Here is a 17,278-nt window from a genome sequence, read left to right on the forward strand (position 1 = left end):
ATGTCCGCACGGGACACCGACCGGGGCTTCGCCCACTTCGGTTCAGGCAGCGACGACGTCGACCGCTTCGGCGGGCGCCTTGATGGTCACCCGCTCGGTGGACACACCTGCCACCGACGTCACCGACACCGAATTGAGCATCGGGCGTACCGGCGTGGGCACCGGTTCGCTCGCGGCTGCCGACTCGGCCAGTTCGGCCAGCGACAGCTCGTCGCTCACTTCACGCATGAGCTCGGACATCCGTACGTCAAGCGCGTCGCAGATCGCGGAGAGCAGCTCGGAGGAAGCCTCCTTCTGCCCCCGCTCCACCTCGGAGAGATAGCCGAGCGAAACTCGGGCGGACGAGGAGACTTCGCGCAGAGTACGGCCCTGGCGCTGGCGCTGCCGACGCAGCACGTCACCCAACAGGCGACGGAGCAGAATCATCGGTGGCTCCCTCCTCGGACCGCGTAGCCGCATCCTTCACGCCCCACCGTACCGCCTCGCGCTGCGGCCGTGCGGGGAGCGATGTCGTGTTCACTCAGGGCTGCAAACATCAATTCCCCCCGTTCTGTTCCGTATCCTGTGCCCGCCCATTTCCCGAGAGTTCGTCGCCGAGCAGTTCCAGCACGCTCCGTACGCTCTCTCTACGGATTTCCGCACGGTCGCCGTTCAACCGCAATGCGACCACTTTCCCGGCGCCCACGGGCCCCGCCACCGCCACGTAGACGGTGCCGACGGGCTGGCCGTCCTGCGGATCGGGACCGGCGACACCGGTCGTCGCGAGGCCCCAGTCGGCGCCGAGCCGGACCCGCGCACCCACGGCCATCTGCAGCGCTACCTCGGGGTCCACCGCGCCGTGCTCGCCGAGCAGGAGCTCGTCGACACCCAGGAGATCCCGCTTCAGGGCCGTTGCGTACGCCGTGACGGACCCGAGGAAGACTTTTGATGCCCCGGGCACGGAAGTGAGCTCCGCGGCCACGAGACCGCCCGTGAGGGACTCCGCCGCGGCGAGGCTCTGACCACGCTCCGCAAGCAGCTCCAGCACGCGGGCGGCCCGGTTCATCGCCCCGACCCCGCAGCGGGCCCCGCGGTGGAGGCGTCACTCGTGGACACCCCGGAGGCCTCCGGCCCACTGGCCGGCCCCGGCACGGGCTGCGCCGCACCCTCGGGAGCCGCCTCGCCGGCCGCACCAGCCCCAGCAGCAACACCAGCACCGGCGTCAGCAGCACCCGCCGCCCGCTCCTCAGCGAGCCCCCGGCGCCGCAAGACGATCGCCTGCCGGACGTAATCCAGACCGGTGACGACCGTCAGCACGACGGCCACCGCCATCACCCAGAAGCGCAAGGTGGCAAGTGGACCGGTCAGCACCAGCACGTACATCCCGACCGCCGTGCCCTGCGCCAAGGTCTTCATCTTGCCGCCGCGACTGGCCGGAATGACCCCGTGCCGGATCACCCAGAACCGCATCATCGTGATCCCGAGCTCTCGCGCGAGGATCACGACCGTCACCCACCACGGCAGGTCGCCGAGCGACGACAGACAGATCAGCCCGGCCGCCATGATCGCCTTGTCGGCGATCGGGTCGGCGATCTTGCCGAAGTCCGTGACCAGGTTGTACGTCCGCGCCAGATGGCCGTCGAAGATGTCCGTGATCATGGCGACGGCGAACGCGGCCCACGCCCACGCGCGCCAGACGGGGTCGTGACCGCCGTCCTGGAGCAGCAGCACCACGAAGGCGGGCACGAGCACCAGCCGGACCATGGTGAGGATGTTGGCGATGTTCCACAGGCTGGCCTGATCGACCGCCGCGGAGCCCAGCTTGCCGCCGGGCGCGGGCCTACCGGTCCCGCCCGTCGCGGATGCCGGGACTCCGGTCATCTGCCCGCCTCCTCGAAAAGACACTCGGCCACCAGGTCGACGCCTTCCGTCGCCACGACCTTCGCCACGACCATACGGCCCGGAGTCAGCTCCAGGCTCGCGGCGGAGTCCGCGGTGATGACGACCTGGCCGTCCGTCTCCGGCGCCTGGTGCGCCGCGCGGCCGATCACGCCGTCCTCGTCGTCGATCGATTCCACCAGTACTTCCAGGGTCTCTCCGATCCGCTCCTCCGCACGCTGGGCGGTGAGCTCCTCGGCGAGCCGGGAGAGGTGGGCGAGCCGCTCGTCGACGACCTCCTGGTCGAGCTTGTGCTCGTACGTGGCGGCTTCGGTGCCGTCCTCGTCGGAGTAGCCGAAGACGCCGATGGCGTCGAGCCGCGCGTGCGTGACGAAGCGTTCCAGCTCGGCGAAGTCCGCCTCGGTCTCGCCGGGGAAGCCGACGATGAAGTTGGACCGGGCGCCGGCCAGCGGGGCCTTGCCGCGGATGGTCTCCAGGAGCTCCAGGAAGCGGTCGGTGTCGCCGAAGCGGCGCATGGCCCGCAGCACGTCAGGGGCGCTGTGCTGGAAGGACAGGTCGAAGTACGGGGCGACCTTCTCGGTCGACGTGAGGACGTCGATCAGGCCGGGCCGCATCTCGGCGGGCTGGAGGTAGCTGACCCGGACCCGCTCGATGCCGTCGACGGCCGCGAGCTCGGGCAGCAGGCTCTCCAGGAGGCGGATGTCGCCGAGGTCCTTGCCGTACGAGGTGTTGTTCTCGGAGACCAGCATGACCTCCTTCACGCCCTGCTCGGCGAGCCAGCGCGTCTCGTTGAGGACGTCGGAGGGCCGCCGCGAGACGAAGGAGCCGCGGAAGGACGGGATGGCGCAGAACGAGCACCGGCGGTCGCAGCCGGAGGCGAGCTTCACCGAGGCGACGGGGCTGCGGTCCAGGCGGCGGCGGAGCGGGGCGCGCGGCCCGGAGGCCGGAGCGAGGCCCTCGGGCAGGTCGGCCGGCACGTTCTCGGGCGCCTCGACGGGCGTCTCCGAGGGCGCCTCGACGGCGCCGTGGCCCGGCAGGGCGATGCCGGCGGCCGCCTTCTGGCGCTCCACGGGCGACAGCGGCAGCAGCTTGCGGCGGTCGCGCGGGGTGTGGGCCTCCACGCTGCCGCCGCTGAGGATGGTCTGGAGCCGGTTGGAGATGTCGGCGTAGTCGTCGAAGCCGAGCACACCGTCGGCCTCGGGGAGGGCTTCGGCGAGCTCCTTGCCGTACCGCTCGGCCATGCAGCCGACCGCGACGACGGCCTGGGTCTTGCCATGATCCTTCAGATCATTGGCTTCGAGGAGGGCGTCGACGGAGTCCTTCTTGGCGGCTTCGACGAATCCACAGGTGTTGACGACGGCGACATCGGCTTCCCCGGCGTTCTCGACGAGCTCCCAGCCGTCCGCTGCCAAGCGGCCTGCGAGCTCCTCCGAGTCCACCTCGTTACGGGCGCAGCCAAGAGTGACAAGGGCGACGGTACGGCGTTCGGGCATGGACTCAAGACTACTTCGTCCCGGCCGTACCCCCGCCGCGCAGGGTTCACCTGCGCGACGGTCGCCCGGAGGATCATCCGGCCTCGGGGTCGCCCTTGGCGTAGGAGAGCCGCTCGACGGCACCGGATTCGAACTTCTCTTCGATCTTCTTGCCATTCACGAAGAGCTCGATCGCGCCGGCGTTGCCGAGGATCAGGTCGACCCGCTCGTCGTCCTGGAAGGTCTTGGACTCGCCCGCGAGGAGGAGCCCGTCGAAGAGCAGCTTGCCGTTGCTCGCCTTGGCGGAGATCCAGCTCTTGTCGTCGTTCGCGGTCAGCTTGACCGTGACCTTGTCCTTCGGGACCGCCGCGATGGCGCTCGGCACCGGGCGCGGCGGGGTGGTGGTCGGCTTCGTGGTCGGGCTGGTGGTCTTCTTCTCCGGGGCCGGGCCCTCGGCGACGGCACCGGCGCCGTCCGTCGTATCGGTCCCGTTGAACATCGTGAAGCCGACGAAACCGACGACGGCCACGATCGCGGCCACCATCGCCGCGGTCCAGTTGGGGCGGCGCGGCTCGGGGCGGATGCGTTCCGCCTCGAACAGCGGCGCCGCGGGGGTGGGCGCGGGCCGTCCGCCGTGGTCGGCGTCGTACTGCTCGACCAGTGGCGCGGGATCGAGTCCGACGGCGCGGGCGAGCGTTCGGATGTGCCCGCGGGCGTAGACGTCGCCACCGCAGCGGGAGAAGTCGTCCTCCTCGATCGCGTGCACGATCGGGATGCGGACCCGCGTGGAAGCACTGACCTCGTCGACGGTGAGACCGGCGGCGATCCGGCCCTGCTGGAGGGCGCGACCGATCGAATCCCGGTCGTCTGCCGGGAAGTTCCGGTCGTCTTCGGGGGATTCGGGGGAGTTGCCGATGGACACGAGAGCGCCTTTCGAGCGTGTAACCACCTGCTGGATGCTCAGTCTATGGGTGGTACGAAAGGGTGGGGCAACCGGGCATACGCTGTTTGTACGCCATGAGGCTGGGACATCCTGCTGTCCCTCCCTCCAACTTGACGTACGCCCAAGGGAAACGGTTGCCCAAGTTCCCTTACGAGTGAGTCTCGGCCAGGTCTCGTTATGGCCAGGGCCCCTCGGCCACATGGCCGCGCGGCCCCGCCGCACGGCCGGGGAGGGTCCCCGCTACCCCTCGGAATCCCCCCGGATGACGGCGAGCACCCCGTCCAGCTCGTCCGGCTTGACGAGCACGTCCCGCGCCTTGGACCCCTCGCTCGGTCCGACGATGCTCCGCGACTCCATGAGGTCCATCAGCCGCCCGGCCTTGGCGAAGCCGACCCGCAGCTTGCGCTGGAGCATCGAGGTGGAGCCGAACTGCGTGGAGACGACCAGCTCGGCGGCCTGGCAGAGCAGGTCCAGGTCGTCGCCGATCTCCTCGTCGATCTCCTTCTTCTGCCTGGTGCCGACGGTGACGTCGTCCCGGAAGACCGGCGCCATCTGGTCCTTGCAGTGCTGGACGACGGCCGCGACCTCGGCCTCCGTGACGAAGGCACCCTGCATGCGGACGGGCTTGTTCGCCCCCATCGGCAGGAACAGTCCGTCACCCTTCCCGATGAGCTTCTCGGCCCCGGGCTGGTCGAGGATGACCCGGCTGTCCGCGAGGGAGGAGGTCGCGAACGCGAGCCGCGAGGGCACGTTCGCCTTGATCAGACCGGTCACGACATCCACCGACGGCCGCTGCGTCGCGAGCACCAGGTGGATGCCGGCGGCCCGCGCCAACTGGGTGATCCGGACGATGGCGTCCTCGACGTCCCGGGGCGCGACCATCATCAGGTCGGCCAGCTCGTCCACGATCACCAGCAGGTACGGATACGGCTTCAGGTCGCGCTCGCTGCCCTCGGGCAGCTTGACCTTGCCGTTGCGGATGGCCTCGTTGAAGTCGTCGATGTGCCGGAAGCCGAACGCGGCCAGGTCGTCATAGCGCAGGTCCATCTCGCGCACCACCCACTGCAGCGCCTCGGCGGCACGCTTGGGGTTGGTGATGATCGGCGTGATCAGGTGCGGGATGCCCTCGTACGCCGTGAGCTCGACCCGCTTGGGGTCGACGAGCACCATCCGGACGTCCTCGGGGGTCGCTCTTATCATCACCGACGTGATCAGGCAGTTGATGCACGAGGACTTTCCGGAGCCGGTGGCGCCGGCGACCAGGACGTGCGGCATCTTCGCCAGGTTGGCCATCTCGTAGCCGCCCTCGACGTTCTTGCCGAGCGCGACCAGCATCGGATGGTCGTCCTCGGCGGCCGCGGCGAGCCGCAGCACGTCGCCGAGGTTGACCATCTCCCGGTCGGAGTTCGGGATCTCGATGCCGACGGCGGACTTGCCGGGGATCGGCGAGATGATCCGTACGTCCGGGGAGGCCACGGCGTACGCGATGTTCTTGGTCAGGGCCGTGATCTTCTCGACCTTCACGGCGGGGCCGAGCTCGACCTCGTACCGCGTGACCGTCGGCCCGCGCGTGAAGCCGGTGACGGCCGCGTCGACCTTGAACTCGCTGAAGACGTTGGAGAGCGCGTCCACCACGACGTCGTTCGCCGCGCTGCGCGTCTTGCCGGGCCCGCCGCGCTCCAGCAGGTCGAGCGAGGGCAGCGCGTACGTGATGTCCCCGGACAGCTGGAGCTGCTCCGCGCGCGGCGGCAGCTCGGAGTGCTCGGGCGCGGGCTTGGTGAGGTCCGGTACGGCTCCGGGCAGCCGCCCGGCCTTCTCGACGCGGGCGCCCGGGACCGGCGCGGCTGACGGGGCCTCGGCCTCGCCCTCCCGGGCGGCTTCGGCGGCGGCAGCGGCGACCGCCGCCGCGCGCTCGGCGGTGACGTCCCGGGTGAGGCCGGCGACCAGCGGGGAGGGCGGCATCCCGTTGAGCACGGCGCCGTCCAGGGCTGCGGCGGCCGCGGCGGCCACGTCCACGGCGTCCATGGGCCGGTCGAAGGGGGGCTGCACCGAGGGCCTGCGCGGGCGCCTGCGCCGGGTGAGGGCCTCCTCCTCGGCCTGGTCGACGTCGTACACCTGCGAGGCCCCGGGGGGCGTGCGCCGGGCGCGCGCGGCAGGCTGCGGGTCGGCCTCGCGCCAGTCGTCGTCGTACGCCTCCGCGTCGGCCTCGGGGTCGTACGCCGGCTCGACCAGGCCGAGCCTGGCGCCGAGCGCGCGCAGCCGCTGCGGGATGGCGTTGACGGGCGTCGCGGTGACGACGAGCAGCCCGAAGATCGTGAGCAGCACGAGCAGCGGTACGGCGAGGACCTCGCCGGTCATGAAGATCAGCGGCTTGGACGCGGCCCAGCCGATGAGCCCGCCGGCGTCCTGCATGGCCTCGGTGCCCTCGCCCCGGCCGGGCGAGCCGCAGGCGATGTGGACCTGTCCGAGCACCCCGATGACGAGGGCGGACAGGCCGATGACGATCCGCCCGTTGGCCTCGGGCTTCTCCGGGTAGAGGATCAGCCGGACGCCGATCGCGCCGACCAGCAGCGGCACGAGCAGGTCGAGCCGGCCGAACGCGCCGGTGACGAGCATCTCCACGAGGTCGCCGACCGGGCCGCGGAGGTTGGACCAGGTGCCGGCGGCGACGACCAGGGCGACACCGAGCAGCAGCAGCGCCAGGCCGTCCTTGCGGTGGGCGGGGTCGAGGCCCTTCGCTCCGCGCCCTATCCCCCGGAAGAGCGCCCCCACGCCGTGCGCGAGGCCGAGCCAGAGCCCGCGCGCCAGCCGGTACACGCCACCGGTCGGAGAGGGCGCGGGCTTGGGCGCCGGTTTCTTCGCGGCGGTCTTCTTGGCGGGCGCGCGCTTCGCGGGCACGGCTTTCTTCGCCGCGGTCTTCTTCGCGGGCGGCTTGGCGGGCGATTTCGCGGGCGCCGCTTTCTTCGCGGCGCCGCTCGTACGGCCGGCGCGCGGCTTCGCGGTGCCCGCCGCGCCCTGGGAACCCTTGCCGGACGTACGTGAGGCCATGATGCTGAGGTTACCGGTGTGAGCCGCGCGGGACACGTGCCATCCGGGCTCACCCGTTCGTGTCGCCCCTACCAGGGCGTGGAACTGACGCCCGCTCACCGCGGGCGGTCACAGCTTGACGCCGCGTCAGCTCTGTGAGGGCAGCACGGGCGGTCCGCCCGCGCCGGGCTCCAGTGCGTCCAGGGCCCGCCGCAGCCCCGTGAGCTTGCGCTCCAGATGGGCGGCGGTGGCGACGGCGGCGGCATCGGCCGAGTCGTCGTCGAGCTGCTTGGACAGCGCCTCGGCCTGCTCCTCGACCGCCGCGAGGCGGGCGGAGAGCTCGGCGAGCAGCCCGGCCGACTCCTTGGCGTGGCCGCCGGAACCGCCGCCCTCCAGCTGGAGCCGGAGCAGCGCGGCCTGCTCGCGCAGCTGGCAGTTCTTCATGTACAGCTCGACGAAGACCGAGACCTTGGCGCGCAGCACCCACGGGTCGAACGGCTTGGAGATGTAGTCCACCGCGCCCGCCGCGTACCCGCGGAAGGTGTGGTGCGGTCCGTGGTTGATCGCGGTGAGGAAGATGATCGGGATGTCCCGGGTCCGCTCACGCCGCTTGATGTGCGCGGCGGTCTCGAATCCGTCCATTCCCGGCATCTGGACATCCAGCAGAATGACCGCGAAGTCATCGGTCAGCAGCGCCTTGAGCGCTTCCTCCCCGGACGATGCCCGCACCAGCGTCTGATCGAGCGCGGAGAGAATGGCCTCCAGCGCCAGCAGATTCTCCGGCCGGTCATCGACCAGGAGGATCTTGGCCTTCTGCACCATGCCCCGTCCTCCTCGCCCCGGCATCGGCTCTCCCCGACTCGCCGAGCCGAGGGAAGCACCGGGCGCCGCCCCAGAAGACGACTCCCATGCGCCGTCCGTCCTTGTGCCGGTCATGGTAGCCGCACCCCGCCTGTCGCCACACCCTGTCACCACGATGTCACTGTGCACGTAGCAGAAACGTGGTGAGAGACCAGAAGGTTCCCCGGATCCCGCCCTCTCACACGCCTGCGGCGACAGTGCGTCAACAACCCTCGCTTCCGTTTCCGCGCATCCACTCCTCCATCACCGACAGCAGGTGATCGGGGTCGACCGGCTTGGTGACGTAGTCGGAGGCGCCCGACTCGATCGCCTTCTCCCGGTCGCCCTTCATCGCCTTCGCGGTGAGCGCGATGATCGGCAGCCCGGCGAACTGCGGCATCCGGCGGATCGCGGTCGTCGTCGCGTATCCGTCCATCTCGGGCATCATGATGTCCATCAGCACGACCGTCACATCGTCGTGCTGCTCCAGGACTTCGATGCCTTCTCGGCCGTTCTCCGCGTACAGGACCGCGAGCCCGTGCTGCTCCAGGACGCTGGTCAGCGCGAAGACGTTACGGATGTCGTCGTCCACGATCAGCACCTTCTCGCCGCTGAACAGGAACGTACGGCGCGGCTCGGCCTCCACCCGGTCCTCGTCGGCCGCCTGCTCGGCCTGACCGCCCCGGGCCGGCTGGCCAGGCAGCGCCGGCTGCCGCTCGTCGAACCCGGACTGCTGCACCGCCTTGCGCCGGTGCCGGAACAGCGCCCCTGCGCCGGAGCGCAGATCGGCCGCCATCGGCGTGGGCGGGAACGGCGGCAGGATCGCGCCCATAGAGCCGTCCTCCAGACCCGTGCGCGGGTCCACCGTCCCCTGCTCCCCCGGCCCGTAGCCGTGCGGAGGCAGCTCGCTGGGGCTCAGCGGCAGGTAGAGCGTGAACGTGGAGCCGCGGCCCGGCTCGCTCGCCGCGTAGATCTCACCGCCCAGCAGGCGCGCGATTTCCCGGGAGATCGACAGACCCAGGCCCGTACCGCCGTACTTGCGGCTGGTCGTGCCGTCCGCCTGCTTGAACGCCTCGAAGATCACCCGCATCTTCCCCGCGGCGATCCCGATGCCGGTGTCCGTCACAGAGAACGCGATCAGGTCGGCCTCCGGGTCGCGCAGCGAACCGGATTCCAGGAGCTGCTCCCGGATCGACTGCGGCACGTCCGTCCCGGCCGGCCGGATGACCAGCTCCACGGCGCCCGAGTCGGTGAACTTCACCGCGTTGGACAGCAGGTTGCGCAGCACCTGGAGCAGGCGCTGCTCGTCGGTGTGGAGCGTGGCGGGCAGCTCGGGCGAGACCCGGACCGAGAAGTCGAGCCCCTTCTCGGCGGTCAGCGGCCGGAAGGTGGCCTCCACGTAGTCGACGAGCTGGACGAGCGCGATACGGGTCGGGGAGACGTCCATCTTGCCCGCCTCGACCTTGGACAGGTCGAGGATGTCGTTGATCAGCTGGAGCAGATCGGAACCGGCGCCGTGGATGGTCTCGGCGAACTCGACCTGCTTGGGCGAGAGGTTGTGGTCCGCGTTGTCGGCGAGCAGCTTCGCCAGGATCAGCAGCGAGTTGAGCGGGGTCCGCAGCTCGTGCGACATGTTCGCCAGGAACTCGGACTTGTACCGCATGGAGACCGCGAGCTGCTCGGCCCGCTCCTCCAGGACCTGCCGGGCCTCCTCGATCTCGGTGTTCTTCACCTCGATGTCCCGGTTCTGCCGGGCGAGCAGCTCGGCCTTCTCCTCCAGCTCCAGGTTGGAGCCCTGGAGCTCCTTCTGCCGGTGCTCCAGCTCCGCCGAACGCTCGCGCAGCTGCTCGGTCAGCTCCTGGGACTGCTTGAGCAGCACCTCGGTCTTCGTGTTGACGCTGATGGTGTTGACCGTGGTGGCGATCAGCTCGGCGAGCTGGTTGAGGAAGTCCCGCTGGATCTGCGTGAACGGCTGGAACGAGGCCAGCTCGATCACACCGAGCACCTTCCCCTCGAAGAGGACGGGAAGGACGATCACATGCGCCGGGGCGGCCTCTCCGAGCCCCGAGGAGATCTTCAGATAGCCCGGCGGCACATTGACCTGGATCGTCCGCTTCTCCTCGGCCGCCGTCCCGATGAGCGTCTCACCGGGCCGGAACGAGGTCGGCATGGAACCGGCCGAATAGCCGTAACTGCCGCGCATCCGCAGCTCGTACGCGTTCTCCCCCTGCCGGCCGAGTTCGGCGCCGCCGGTCGCGGAGCCGGTCGGCATCGCCACGAAGAAGGCGCCGTGCTGGGCGGAGACGACCGGCGTCAGCTCGCTCATGATGAGCGAGGCGACGTCGTCCAGGTCGCGCCGGCCCTGCATCAGACCGGAAATCCGGGCCAGGTTGCCCTTGAGCCAGTCCTGCTCCTCGTTGGCGAGGGTGGTGTCGCGCAGGTTGGCGATCATGGTGTTGATGTTGTCCTGAAGCGCCTGGATCTCGCCCGCCGCGTCCACGCCGTCGATCTTCAGGTTCAGATCGCCCCGGGTCACCGCCGTGGCGACGGCCGCGATCGCGCGCACCTGCCGCGTCAGGTTCCCGGCCATCTCGTTCACGGACTCGGTCAGGTCTCGCCAGGTGCCGTCGACGTCCCGGACGCGCGCCTGGCCGCCGAGGATGCCCTCCGTACCCACCTCGCGGGCCACGCGCGTGACCTCCTCGGCGAAGGAGGACAGCTGGTCGACCATCGTGTTGATGGTGTTCTTCAGCTCCTGGATCTCACCGCGCGCGTCGATGTCGATCTTCTTGGTCAGGTCGCCCTTGGCGATGGCGGTCGTGACGGCGGCGATCTGGCGCACCTGACCCGTCAGGTTCGAGGCCATCGAGTTCACCGACTCGGTCAGGTCCTTCCAGGTGCCCGAGACACCCGGAACCGTTGCCTGGCCGCCCAGTTCGCCCTCCGTACCCACCTCGCGGGCGACTCGGGTCACCTCGTCCGCGAACGAGGACAGGGTCGTCACCATCGTGTTGACGGTGTCGGCCAGCTCGGCGACCTCGCCGCGCGCCTCGACCGTCACCTTCTTCGTCAGATCGCCGTTGGCGACCGCCGAGGAGACCCGGGAGATGTTCCGCACCTGACTCGTCAGGTTGTTGGCCATCAGGTTGACGTTGTCGCTCAGGTCCTTCCAGATGCCGGTGACCCCGCGCACCCGCGCCTGACCGCCGAGGATTCCCTCCGTACCCACCTCGCGGGCCACCCGCGTCACCTCGTCGGCGAAGTTGGACAGCTGGTCGACCATCGTGTTGACGGTCGTCACCAGCTCCAGGATCTCGCCCTTGGCGTCGACGGTGATCTTCTTCGACAGGTCGCCCTTGGCGACCGCCGTGGTGACCTCGGCGATGTTCCGCACCTGCGAAGTCAGGTTGTTGGCCATGAAGTTCACCGACTGGGTGAGGTCCTTCCAGGTGCCGGAGACCCCCTGTACCTCGGCCTGACCGCCCAGGATGCCCTCCGTACCCACCTCACGGGCCACCCGCGTCACCTGCTCCGCGAAGCTGGAGAGCTGGTCGACCATGGTGTTGAGGGTGTTCTTCAGCTCCAGGATCTCGCCGCGCGCGTCCACGTCGATCTTCTGCGACAGGTCACCGCGCGCCACCGCCGTGGCGACGCCCGCGATGTTACGGACCTGAGCGGTGAGGTTCCCGGCCATGCCGTTCACCGAGTCCGTCAGGTCCCGCCACACCCCGGCCACGCCGGGCACCTGCGCCTGACCGCCGAGCCGGCCGTCCGTACCCACCTCGCGGGCCACCCGGGTCACCTGCTCCGCGAACGCGGAGAGCTGGTCGACCATCGTGTTGATGGTGTTCTTGAGCTCCAGGATCTCGCCGCGCGCGTCCACGTCGATCTTCTGCGACAGGTCACCCCGCGCCACCGCCGTCGTGACCTGCGCGATCTGCCGTACCTGGGACGTCAGGTTGCCGGCCATGAAGTTGACGGAGTCGGTGAGCTCCTTCCACGTACCGGAGACACCGTCGACCCGCGCCTGACCGCCGAGGCGGCCCTCCGTGCCCACGTCACGCGCCATCCGCGTCACCTGGTCGGCGAAGTTCGACAGCTGCGACACCATCGTGTTGACGGTGTTCTTCAGCTCCAGCATCTCGCCGGCCACGTCCACCGTGACCTTCTGAGAAAGGTCACCGTTGGCCACCGCCGTCGTGACCTGCGCGATGTCCCGCACCTGACCCGTCAGGTTCCGGAACGCGTTGTTCACCGAATCGGTGAGGTCCTTCCAGGTCCCCGCCGCGCCCGGCACGTGCGCCTGGCCGCCGAGCAGACCCTCGACACCGACCTCCCGCGCGACCCGGGTCACCTCCGAACCGAACGCGGACAGCTGGTCCACCATCGTGTTGACGGTGTTCTTCAGCTCCAGCATCTCGCCGGCCACGTCGACGGTGACCTTCTGAGACAGGTCACCGTTGGCCACCGCCGTGGTGACCTGGGCGATGTCCCGCACCTGCGTGGTGATGTTCCGGAAGACGGTGTTGACCGAGTCGGTCAGGTCCTTCCACGTGCCGGCCGCGCCGGGCACCTGTGCCTGCCCGCCGAGCAGACCCTCGGCGCCGACCTCGCTCGCCACCCGGGTCACCTCGTCGGCGAACGTCCGCAGCGTCTCGGTCATCTGGTTGATGGTGTCCGCGAGCTGCGCGACCTCGCCGCGCGCGCTGACCGTGACCTTCTGGGACAGATCGCCGTTGGCGACCGCCGTGGTGACCTCGGCGATACCCCTCACCTGATTGGTGAGGTTTCCCGCCATCGTGTTGACGGAGTCGGTGAGGTCCTTCCACACACCGCCGACCCCGGCGACCTCCGCCTGACCGCCCAGCTCGCCCTCGGTGCCCACCTCGCGGGCGACTCGCGTCACCTCGGAGGAGAACGACGACAGCTGATCCACCATCGTGTTGACGGTGTTCTTCAGCTGGAGCATCTCCCCGGCCACATGAACCGTGACCTTCCGGGACAGATCACCCTTGGCCACCGCCGTCGTGACGAGAGCGATGTCACGTACCTGCGCGGTCAATCGATACGCCATCGTGTTGACCGAGTCCGTGAGGTCCTTCCACGAACCGGACATTCCACGCACCTGGGCCTGACCGCCGAGGATGCCCTCGGTACCCACCTCGAGTGCGACCCGCGTCACCTCGTCGGTGAACGCCGACAACTGGTCGACCAGGTTGTTCACCGTCCGGGCGACCTTCAGGAACTCCCCGCGCAGCGGCCGACCCTCCGGCCCCTCGGACCGCAGGTCCATCCGCTGACCCAGATCACCCTCGGCCACCGCCGAAAGCACCCGCCCCACCTCGGAGACGGGCCGCGTCATGTCGTCGACCAGCGCGTTCGCGGCCTCGATCGCCGCCAGCCACGCGCCCTCACTGGGACCGGCCTCCAGGCGCTCGGACAGCTTGCCCTCACGCCCCACCATGCGCCTGACCCGCGACAACTCGCCGGTCAGATGCATCTGCCGGTCGGCGACCTCGTTGAAGACGGCGGAGATCTCCGCCATCATCCCGTCGCCCGACACGGTCAGTCGTTTACGGAAGTTCCCGTCCCGCATCGACACCAGGGCGGCCAGCAGCCGCTCCATGGCCGCCGCGTCCACCTGCACCGTCTCACCGCTCCGGGGCCGTCCGCCCTTCGCGCGCGTCGTGCCACCACCACCGCGCCGCGCCGCCGTGCCAGACTCCACCGTGTCCCTCCCGAAGGGGTTGACCGTACTGCCCGGGCCGTCACCACAAGCCTGCCCAGTGTTTCACCGCAGGCGAACCTGGCGATAACAGTTCGGCAGCTTCGCATAGCGTCCCCGTCCCCGTGGGACGGAAACAGTTGCGACCGGCATCCGCTCGGACAGCGAAGGTAAGTAACCTGGCATCCGGCTGTCCAACCGCCCCGGGCCGCCCGGCGGGGGCGGGGTGGCGCGAAACGACCACCGGGCGCAGCGGGAGGGGCAGACCGAACCATGGCGGAGCCGGGCGTCGAGACGCGTACGAGGAGTTCTGTGATCACCGCGCGGGCGGCTGCCACCTTCGACCCGGTGGGGCGGTCCGTCGCGACCGCCCGCGCCTTCGTCCGGGACACCCTCCAGGGCTGGGGGTACGCCGAGGTCGTCGACGACGCCGTCGTTCTGACCAGCGAACTCGTCACGAACGCCGTCATCCACGCCGGCACCGCGGCCGACGTCCTGTGCCTGCGAAGCGAGGACGGCATCCGCGTCGAGGTGGCCGACCGCTACCCCGAGCGCGAGATCCCCGTCCAGGGCGGCCGCACCCTCGCCCACCCCGACCGCGAGAACGGCCGGGGCCTGCTCCTGTGCGCCGCCCTCGCCACCCGCTGGGGCGTGGAGTACACGCCCTCGCGGAAACATGTCTGGTTCCAGCTCGATCTGCCCGAGCGCCCGATCGGCACCCGCTCCGCCGGACCGGTCATCCCCGACGCCCTCCTCCCCACCGCCGACAGCCGCGTCCGCGTCGCCGTCGCCCAGATCGACCGCGGCGGCGCCATCACCTCCTGGAACGAGGACGCCGAGGAGCTCTTCGGGTACGCCGCCGAGCAGGTCACCGGCAAGCCCCTCGGCGACCTCGCAGCCTGGCCGCACACCCCCGGCATCGGCACCGGCCTCGCCGAGGCCCTGCGCCTCTCCCGCTGGGAGGGCAGCTACGGCATCCGCTGCGCCGACGGACGCATCATCCCCGTCTACGCCTCCCACCTACGCGTACGCGACGCCACGGGCGAGCCCTCGACGGTCTGCCTGCTGGTACGGGAGTACGAGCGCGCCATCCTCCAGACCCCCCAGCGCCCCGCGGGCTCCGACGGCGGCTCCGAGAGCCGCGCCACGGACCCCTTCGAGGTCTTCATCGGCTCCCCGGCCCCCGACGACCTCGACGGCCTCCTGCAGCGCACGGTGGAGCGCGCCCGCGACATGCTCGACGGCGACTCCGCCTTCCTCCTGCTCGCCACCGACGACGAGACCGAACTGGAGGTCCGGGCCACCACCGGCCTCCCCTCCGCCCGCCAGCGCTTCGCCCGCGTCCCCGTGGAGACCGGCGCCAGCCGCTACGGCTCCGCCAGGATGCCGGCCGTCCACGAGGACCTGGCGGCCGTCCCCGGCGCCGTACCGCTCCTCGAGGGCACCGGCATGCGCTCCGTCGTGACCGTGCCGCTCAAGGTCGAGGGCCGCCTCACCGGCTCCCTCGGCGTCGCCGCCGAAGGCTCCAACCGCTACTCCAACGAGGAGGCCCTGCGCCTCCAGTTCGCCGCCGACCGCATCGCGCTCGCCGTCGAGTCGGCCCGCCTCGGCGAGCTCGAACGGCTCCGCCGCGGCTCCCTCAGCTTCCTCGTCGAGGCCTCCGACCTGCTGGCCGGCACCCTCGACCGCGACCAGACCCTGGCCCTCATGGCCCAGATGACCGTCCCGACCCTCGCGACCTGGTGCGCCGTCTACACGATCGCCGACCAGGCCTCGGACCCGTACCTCTCGTACGTCCTCCACGAGGACGAGGACCGCATCGACGGGCTCAAGGCCCTCCTGTCCTCCATCGCCCCGCCGGACCCGGTGCCCACCCCCGGCGCCCGCGTCTGGACCGCCCCGGGCGAGGCCGCCCACCGGGCCGCGCTCAGCACCTCGATGCGCGAACTCGGCCATGGCAGCGGCCCGTTGTCCGCCGGCATCGACACCACCCTCGCCACGGCCGCCGCGGTCGGCGGCGAGACGGTGGTCCTGCCCCTGGTCGCCCGCAACCGCGTCATCGGCATGCTCACCCTGGGCAAGCCCTCCGACGACCACTTCCGCCAGGAGATCCTGGAGCTCGCCGAGGACCTCTCCCGCCGAGCCGCCCTGGCCCTGGACAACGCCCGCCTCTACTCGGAGCGCATGGCGATCAGCCAGTCCCTCCAGCGCAGCCTGCTGCCGCCCGGCCTCCCCCAGATCGACAACGTCGAGGTCGAGGTCATCTACCGCGCGGCCGGCGAGGGCAACGAGGTCGGCGGAGACTTCTACGATCTCTTCCCGATCCGCGACAACGCCTACGGCTTCGCCATCGGCGACGTCTGCGGTACGGGCCCGGAAGCCGCCGCCGTCACGGGCCTGGCCCGCCACGCCCTGCGCCTGCTCGCCAGGGAGGGCTTCGGCGGCCCCGCGGTCCTGGAGCGCCTCAACGCGGCGATCCTCGACGAGGGCGCCCGCAGCCGCTTCCTGACGCTCCTCTACGGCGAGATGTGGCCCCAGGAGGACGGCTCCGCCATCCTCAAGGTGGTCTGCGCCGGCCATCCCCTGCCGCTGCGCCTCCGCCAGGACGGCACGGTCGTCCCGGCCGCCGACCCGCAGCCGCTCCTCGGCGTCATCGACGACCTGGAGCTGTACGAGCAGACCATCACCCTGGAACCGGGCGATGTCCTCCTCTGCGTCACGGACGGCGTCACGGAACGCCGCGAAGGCACGAGGATGCTCGGCGACGACGGCCTCATCGAGGTCCTCAAGACGTGTACGGGCCTGACGGCCGGCGCGGTCGCCGCCCGCATCCTCCGCGCCGTGGAACGCTTCGCCCAGGAGCCCGCCTCCGACGACATGGCCATCCTGGCCATGCGCCTCCAGGAGCCCTTGAAGGCCCTCTGACATCGGGTCCCTGCTTCTCTCCTTCGGGGGAGAAACAGGGACCACTTTGAGCACAAAACAAAGAAGGCCCCCGCCATCAGGCGGGGGCCTTCTTTGTTTTCTCTGGAGCCCTTTAACGGAATCGAACCGTTGACCTTCTCCTTACCATGGAGACGCTCTACCGACTGAGCTAAAAGGGCGGGAGTTCGGCGGCGTCCTACTCTCCCACAGGGTCCCCCCTGCAGTACCATCGGCGCTGAAAGGCTTAGCTTCCGGGTTCGGAATGTAACCGGGCGTTTCCCTAACGCTATGACCACCGAAACACTATGAAGTTAACCAACCGGATATCGGCACAGTTCGTTACTTCAGAACTAACACAGTGGACGCGAGCAACTGAGGACAAGCCCTCGGCCTATTAGTACCGGTCAGCTCCACCCATTACTGGGCTTCCACATCCGGCCTATCAACCCAGTCGTCTACTGGGAGCCT

9 protein-coding genes, 1 tRNA gene and 2 rRNA genes are annotated in these 17,278 nt (G+C 70.0%); 1 reads left to right on the plus strand and 11 read right to left on the minus strand.

Annotated features, from left to right (window positions below):
- Positions 1-42 precede the first annotated feature (42 nt).
- The 8 genes from ACFWRO_RS08730 to ACFWRO_RS08765 form a co-directional block, all read right to left on the minus strand.
- Positions 43-426 carry a helix-turn-helix domain-containing protein gene (locus ACFWRO_RS08730; RefSeq protein WP_384506282.1) on the minus strand — a complete coding sequence of 128 codons (384 nt, stop codon included), beginning with the start codon at positions 424-426 and terminating at the stop codon, positions 43-45.
- A 109-nt stretch (positions 427-535) separates the two neighbouring features.
- On the minus strand, positions 536-1,045 hold the full coding sequence (locus ACFWRO_RS08735; protein ID WP_384506285.1) for a CinA family protein: 510 nt from the start codon (positions 1,043-1,045) through the stop codon (positions 536-538).
- Positions 1,042-1,860 carry a CDP-diacylglycerol--glycerol-3-phosphate 3-phosphatidyltransferase gene (gene pgsA / locus ACFWRO_RS08740; protein ID WP_384506288.1) on the minus strand — a complete coding sequence of 273 codons (819 nt, stop codon included), beginning with the start codon at positions 1,858-1,860 and terminating at the stop codon, positions 1,042-1,044. Before pgsA ends, ACFWRO_RS08735 begins: the two co-directional genes overlap by 4 nt.
- Positions 1,857-3,371, minus strand: coding sequence for a 30S ribosomal protein S12 methylthiotransferase RimO (gene rimO / locus ACFWRO_RS08745; protein WP_384506291.1), 1,515 nt, complete (start codon positions 3,369-3,371; stop codon positions 1,857-1,859). Before rimO ends, pgsA begins: the two co-directional genes overlap by 4 nt.
- 73 nt (positions 3,372-3,444) lie before the next feature.
- A complete protein-coding gene (locus tag ACFWRO_RS08750) occupies positions 3,445-4,272 on the minus strand; it encodes a helix-turn-helix domain-containing protein (RefSeq protein ID WP_384506294.1) in 828 nt (275 codons plus the stop codon).
- A 261-nt stretch (positions 4,273-4,533) separates the two neighbouring features.
- Entirely contained in the window at positions 4,534-7,341 is a 2,808-nt protein-coding gene (locus tag ACFWRO_RS08755; RefSeq protein ID WP_384506297.1) for a DNA translocase FtsK, read from the minus strand.
- A 126-nt stretch (positions 7,342-7,467) separates the two neighbouring features.
- Positions 7,468-8,142 (minus strand): response regulator, encoded by a 675-nt coding sequence (locus tag ACFWRO_RS08760; protein WP_315893446.1) that lies wholly within the window; start codon positions 8,140-8,142, stop codon positions 7,468-7,470.
- 241 nt (positions 8,143-8,383) lie between these two features.
- Entirely contained in the window at positions 8,384-13,888 is a 5,505-nt protein-coding gene (locus tag ACFWRO_RS08765; protein ID WP_384506300.1) for a HAMP domain-containing protein, read from the minus strand.
- Between the two features lie 270 nt (positions 13,889-14,158).
- Between ACFWRO_RS08765 and ACFWRO_RS08770 the strand changes: the two genes are divergently transcribed.
- Complete coding sequence (locus tag ACFWRO_RS08770) at positions 14,159-16,810, plus strand: SpoIIE family protein phosphatase (protein WP_384506303.1); 2,652 nt, start codon at positions 14,159-14,161, stop codon at positions 16,808-16,810.
- Positions 16,811-16,913: 103 nt separating this feature from the next.
- Here ACFWRO_RS08770 and ACFWRO_RS08775 read toward each other — a convergent pair.
- From ACFWRO_RS08775 to ACFWRO_RS08785, 3 genes are all read right to left on the minus strand, one after another.
- Positions 16,914-16,989, minus strand: a tRNA-Thr gene (locus tag ACFWRO_RS08775).
- A gap of 4 nt (positions 16,990-16,993) precedes the next feature.
- Positions 16,994-17,110, minus strand: a 5S ribosomal RNA gene (gene rrf / locus ACFWRO_RS08780).
- 74 nt (positions 17,111-17,184) lie between these two features.
- A 23S ribosomal RNA gene (locus ACFWRO_RS08785) occupies positions 17,185-17,278 on the minus strand; the annotation flags it as partial.

It is taken from the genome of Streptomyces sp. NPDC058579, from assembly GCF_042718575.1.
Taxonomy (GTDB): domain Bacteria; phylum Actinomycetota; class Actinomycetes; order Streptomycetales; family Streptomycetaceae; genus Streptomyces.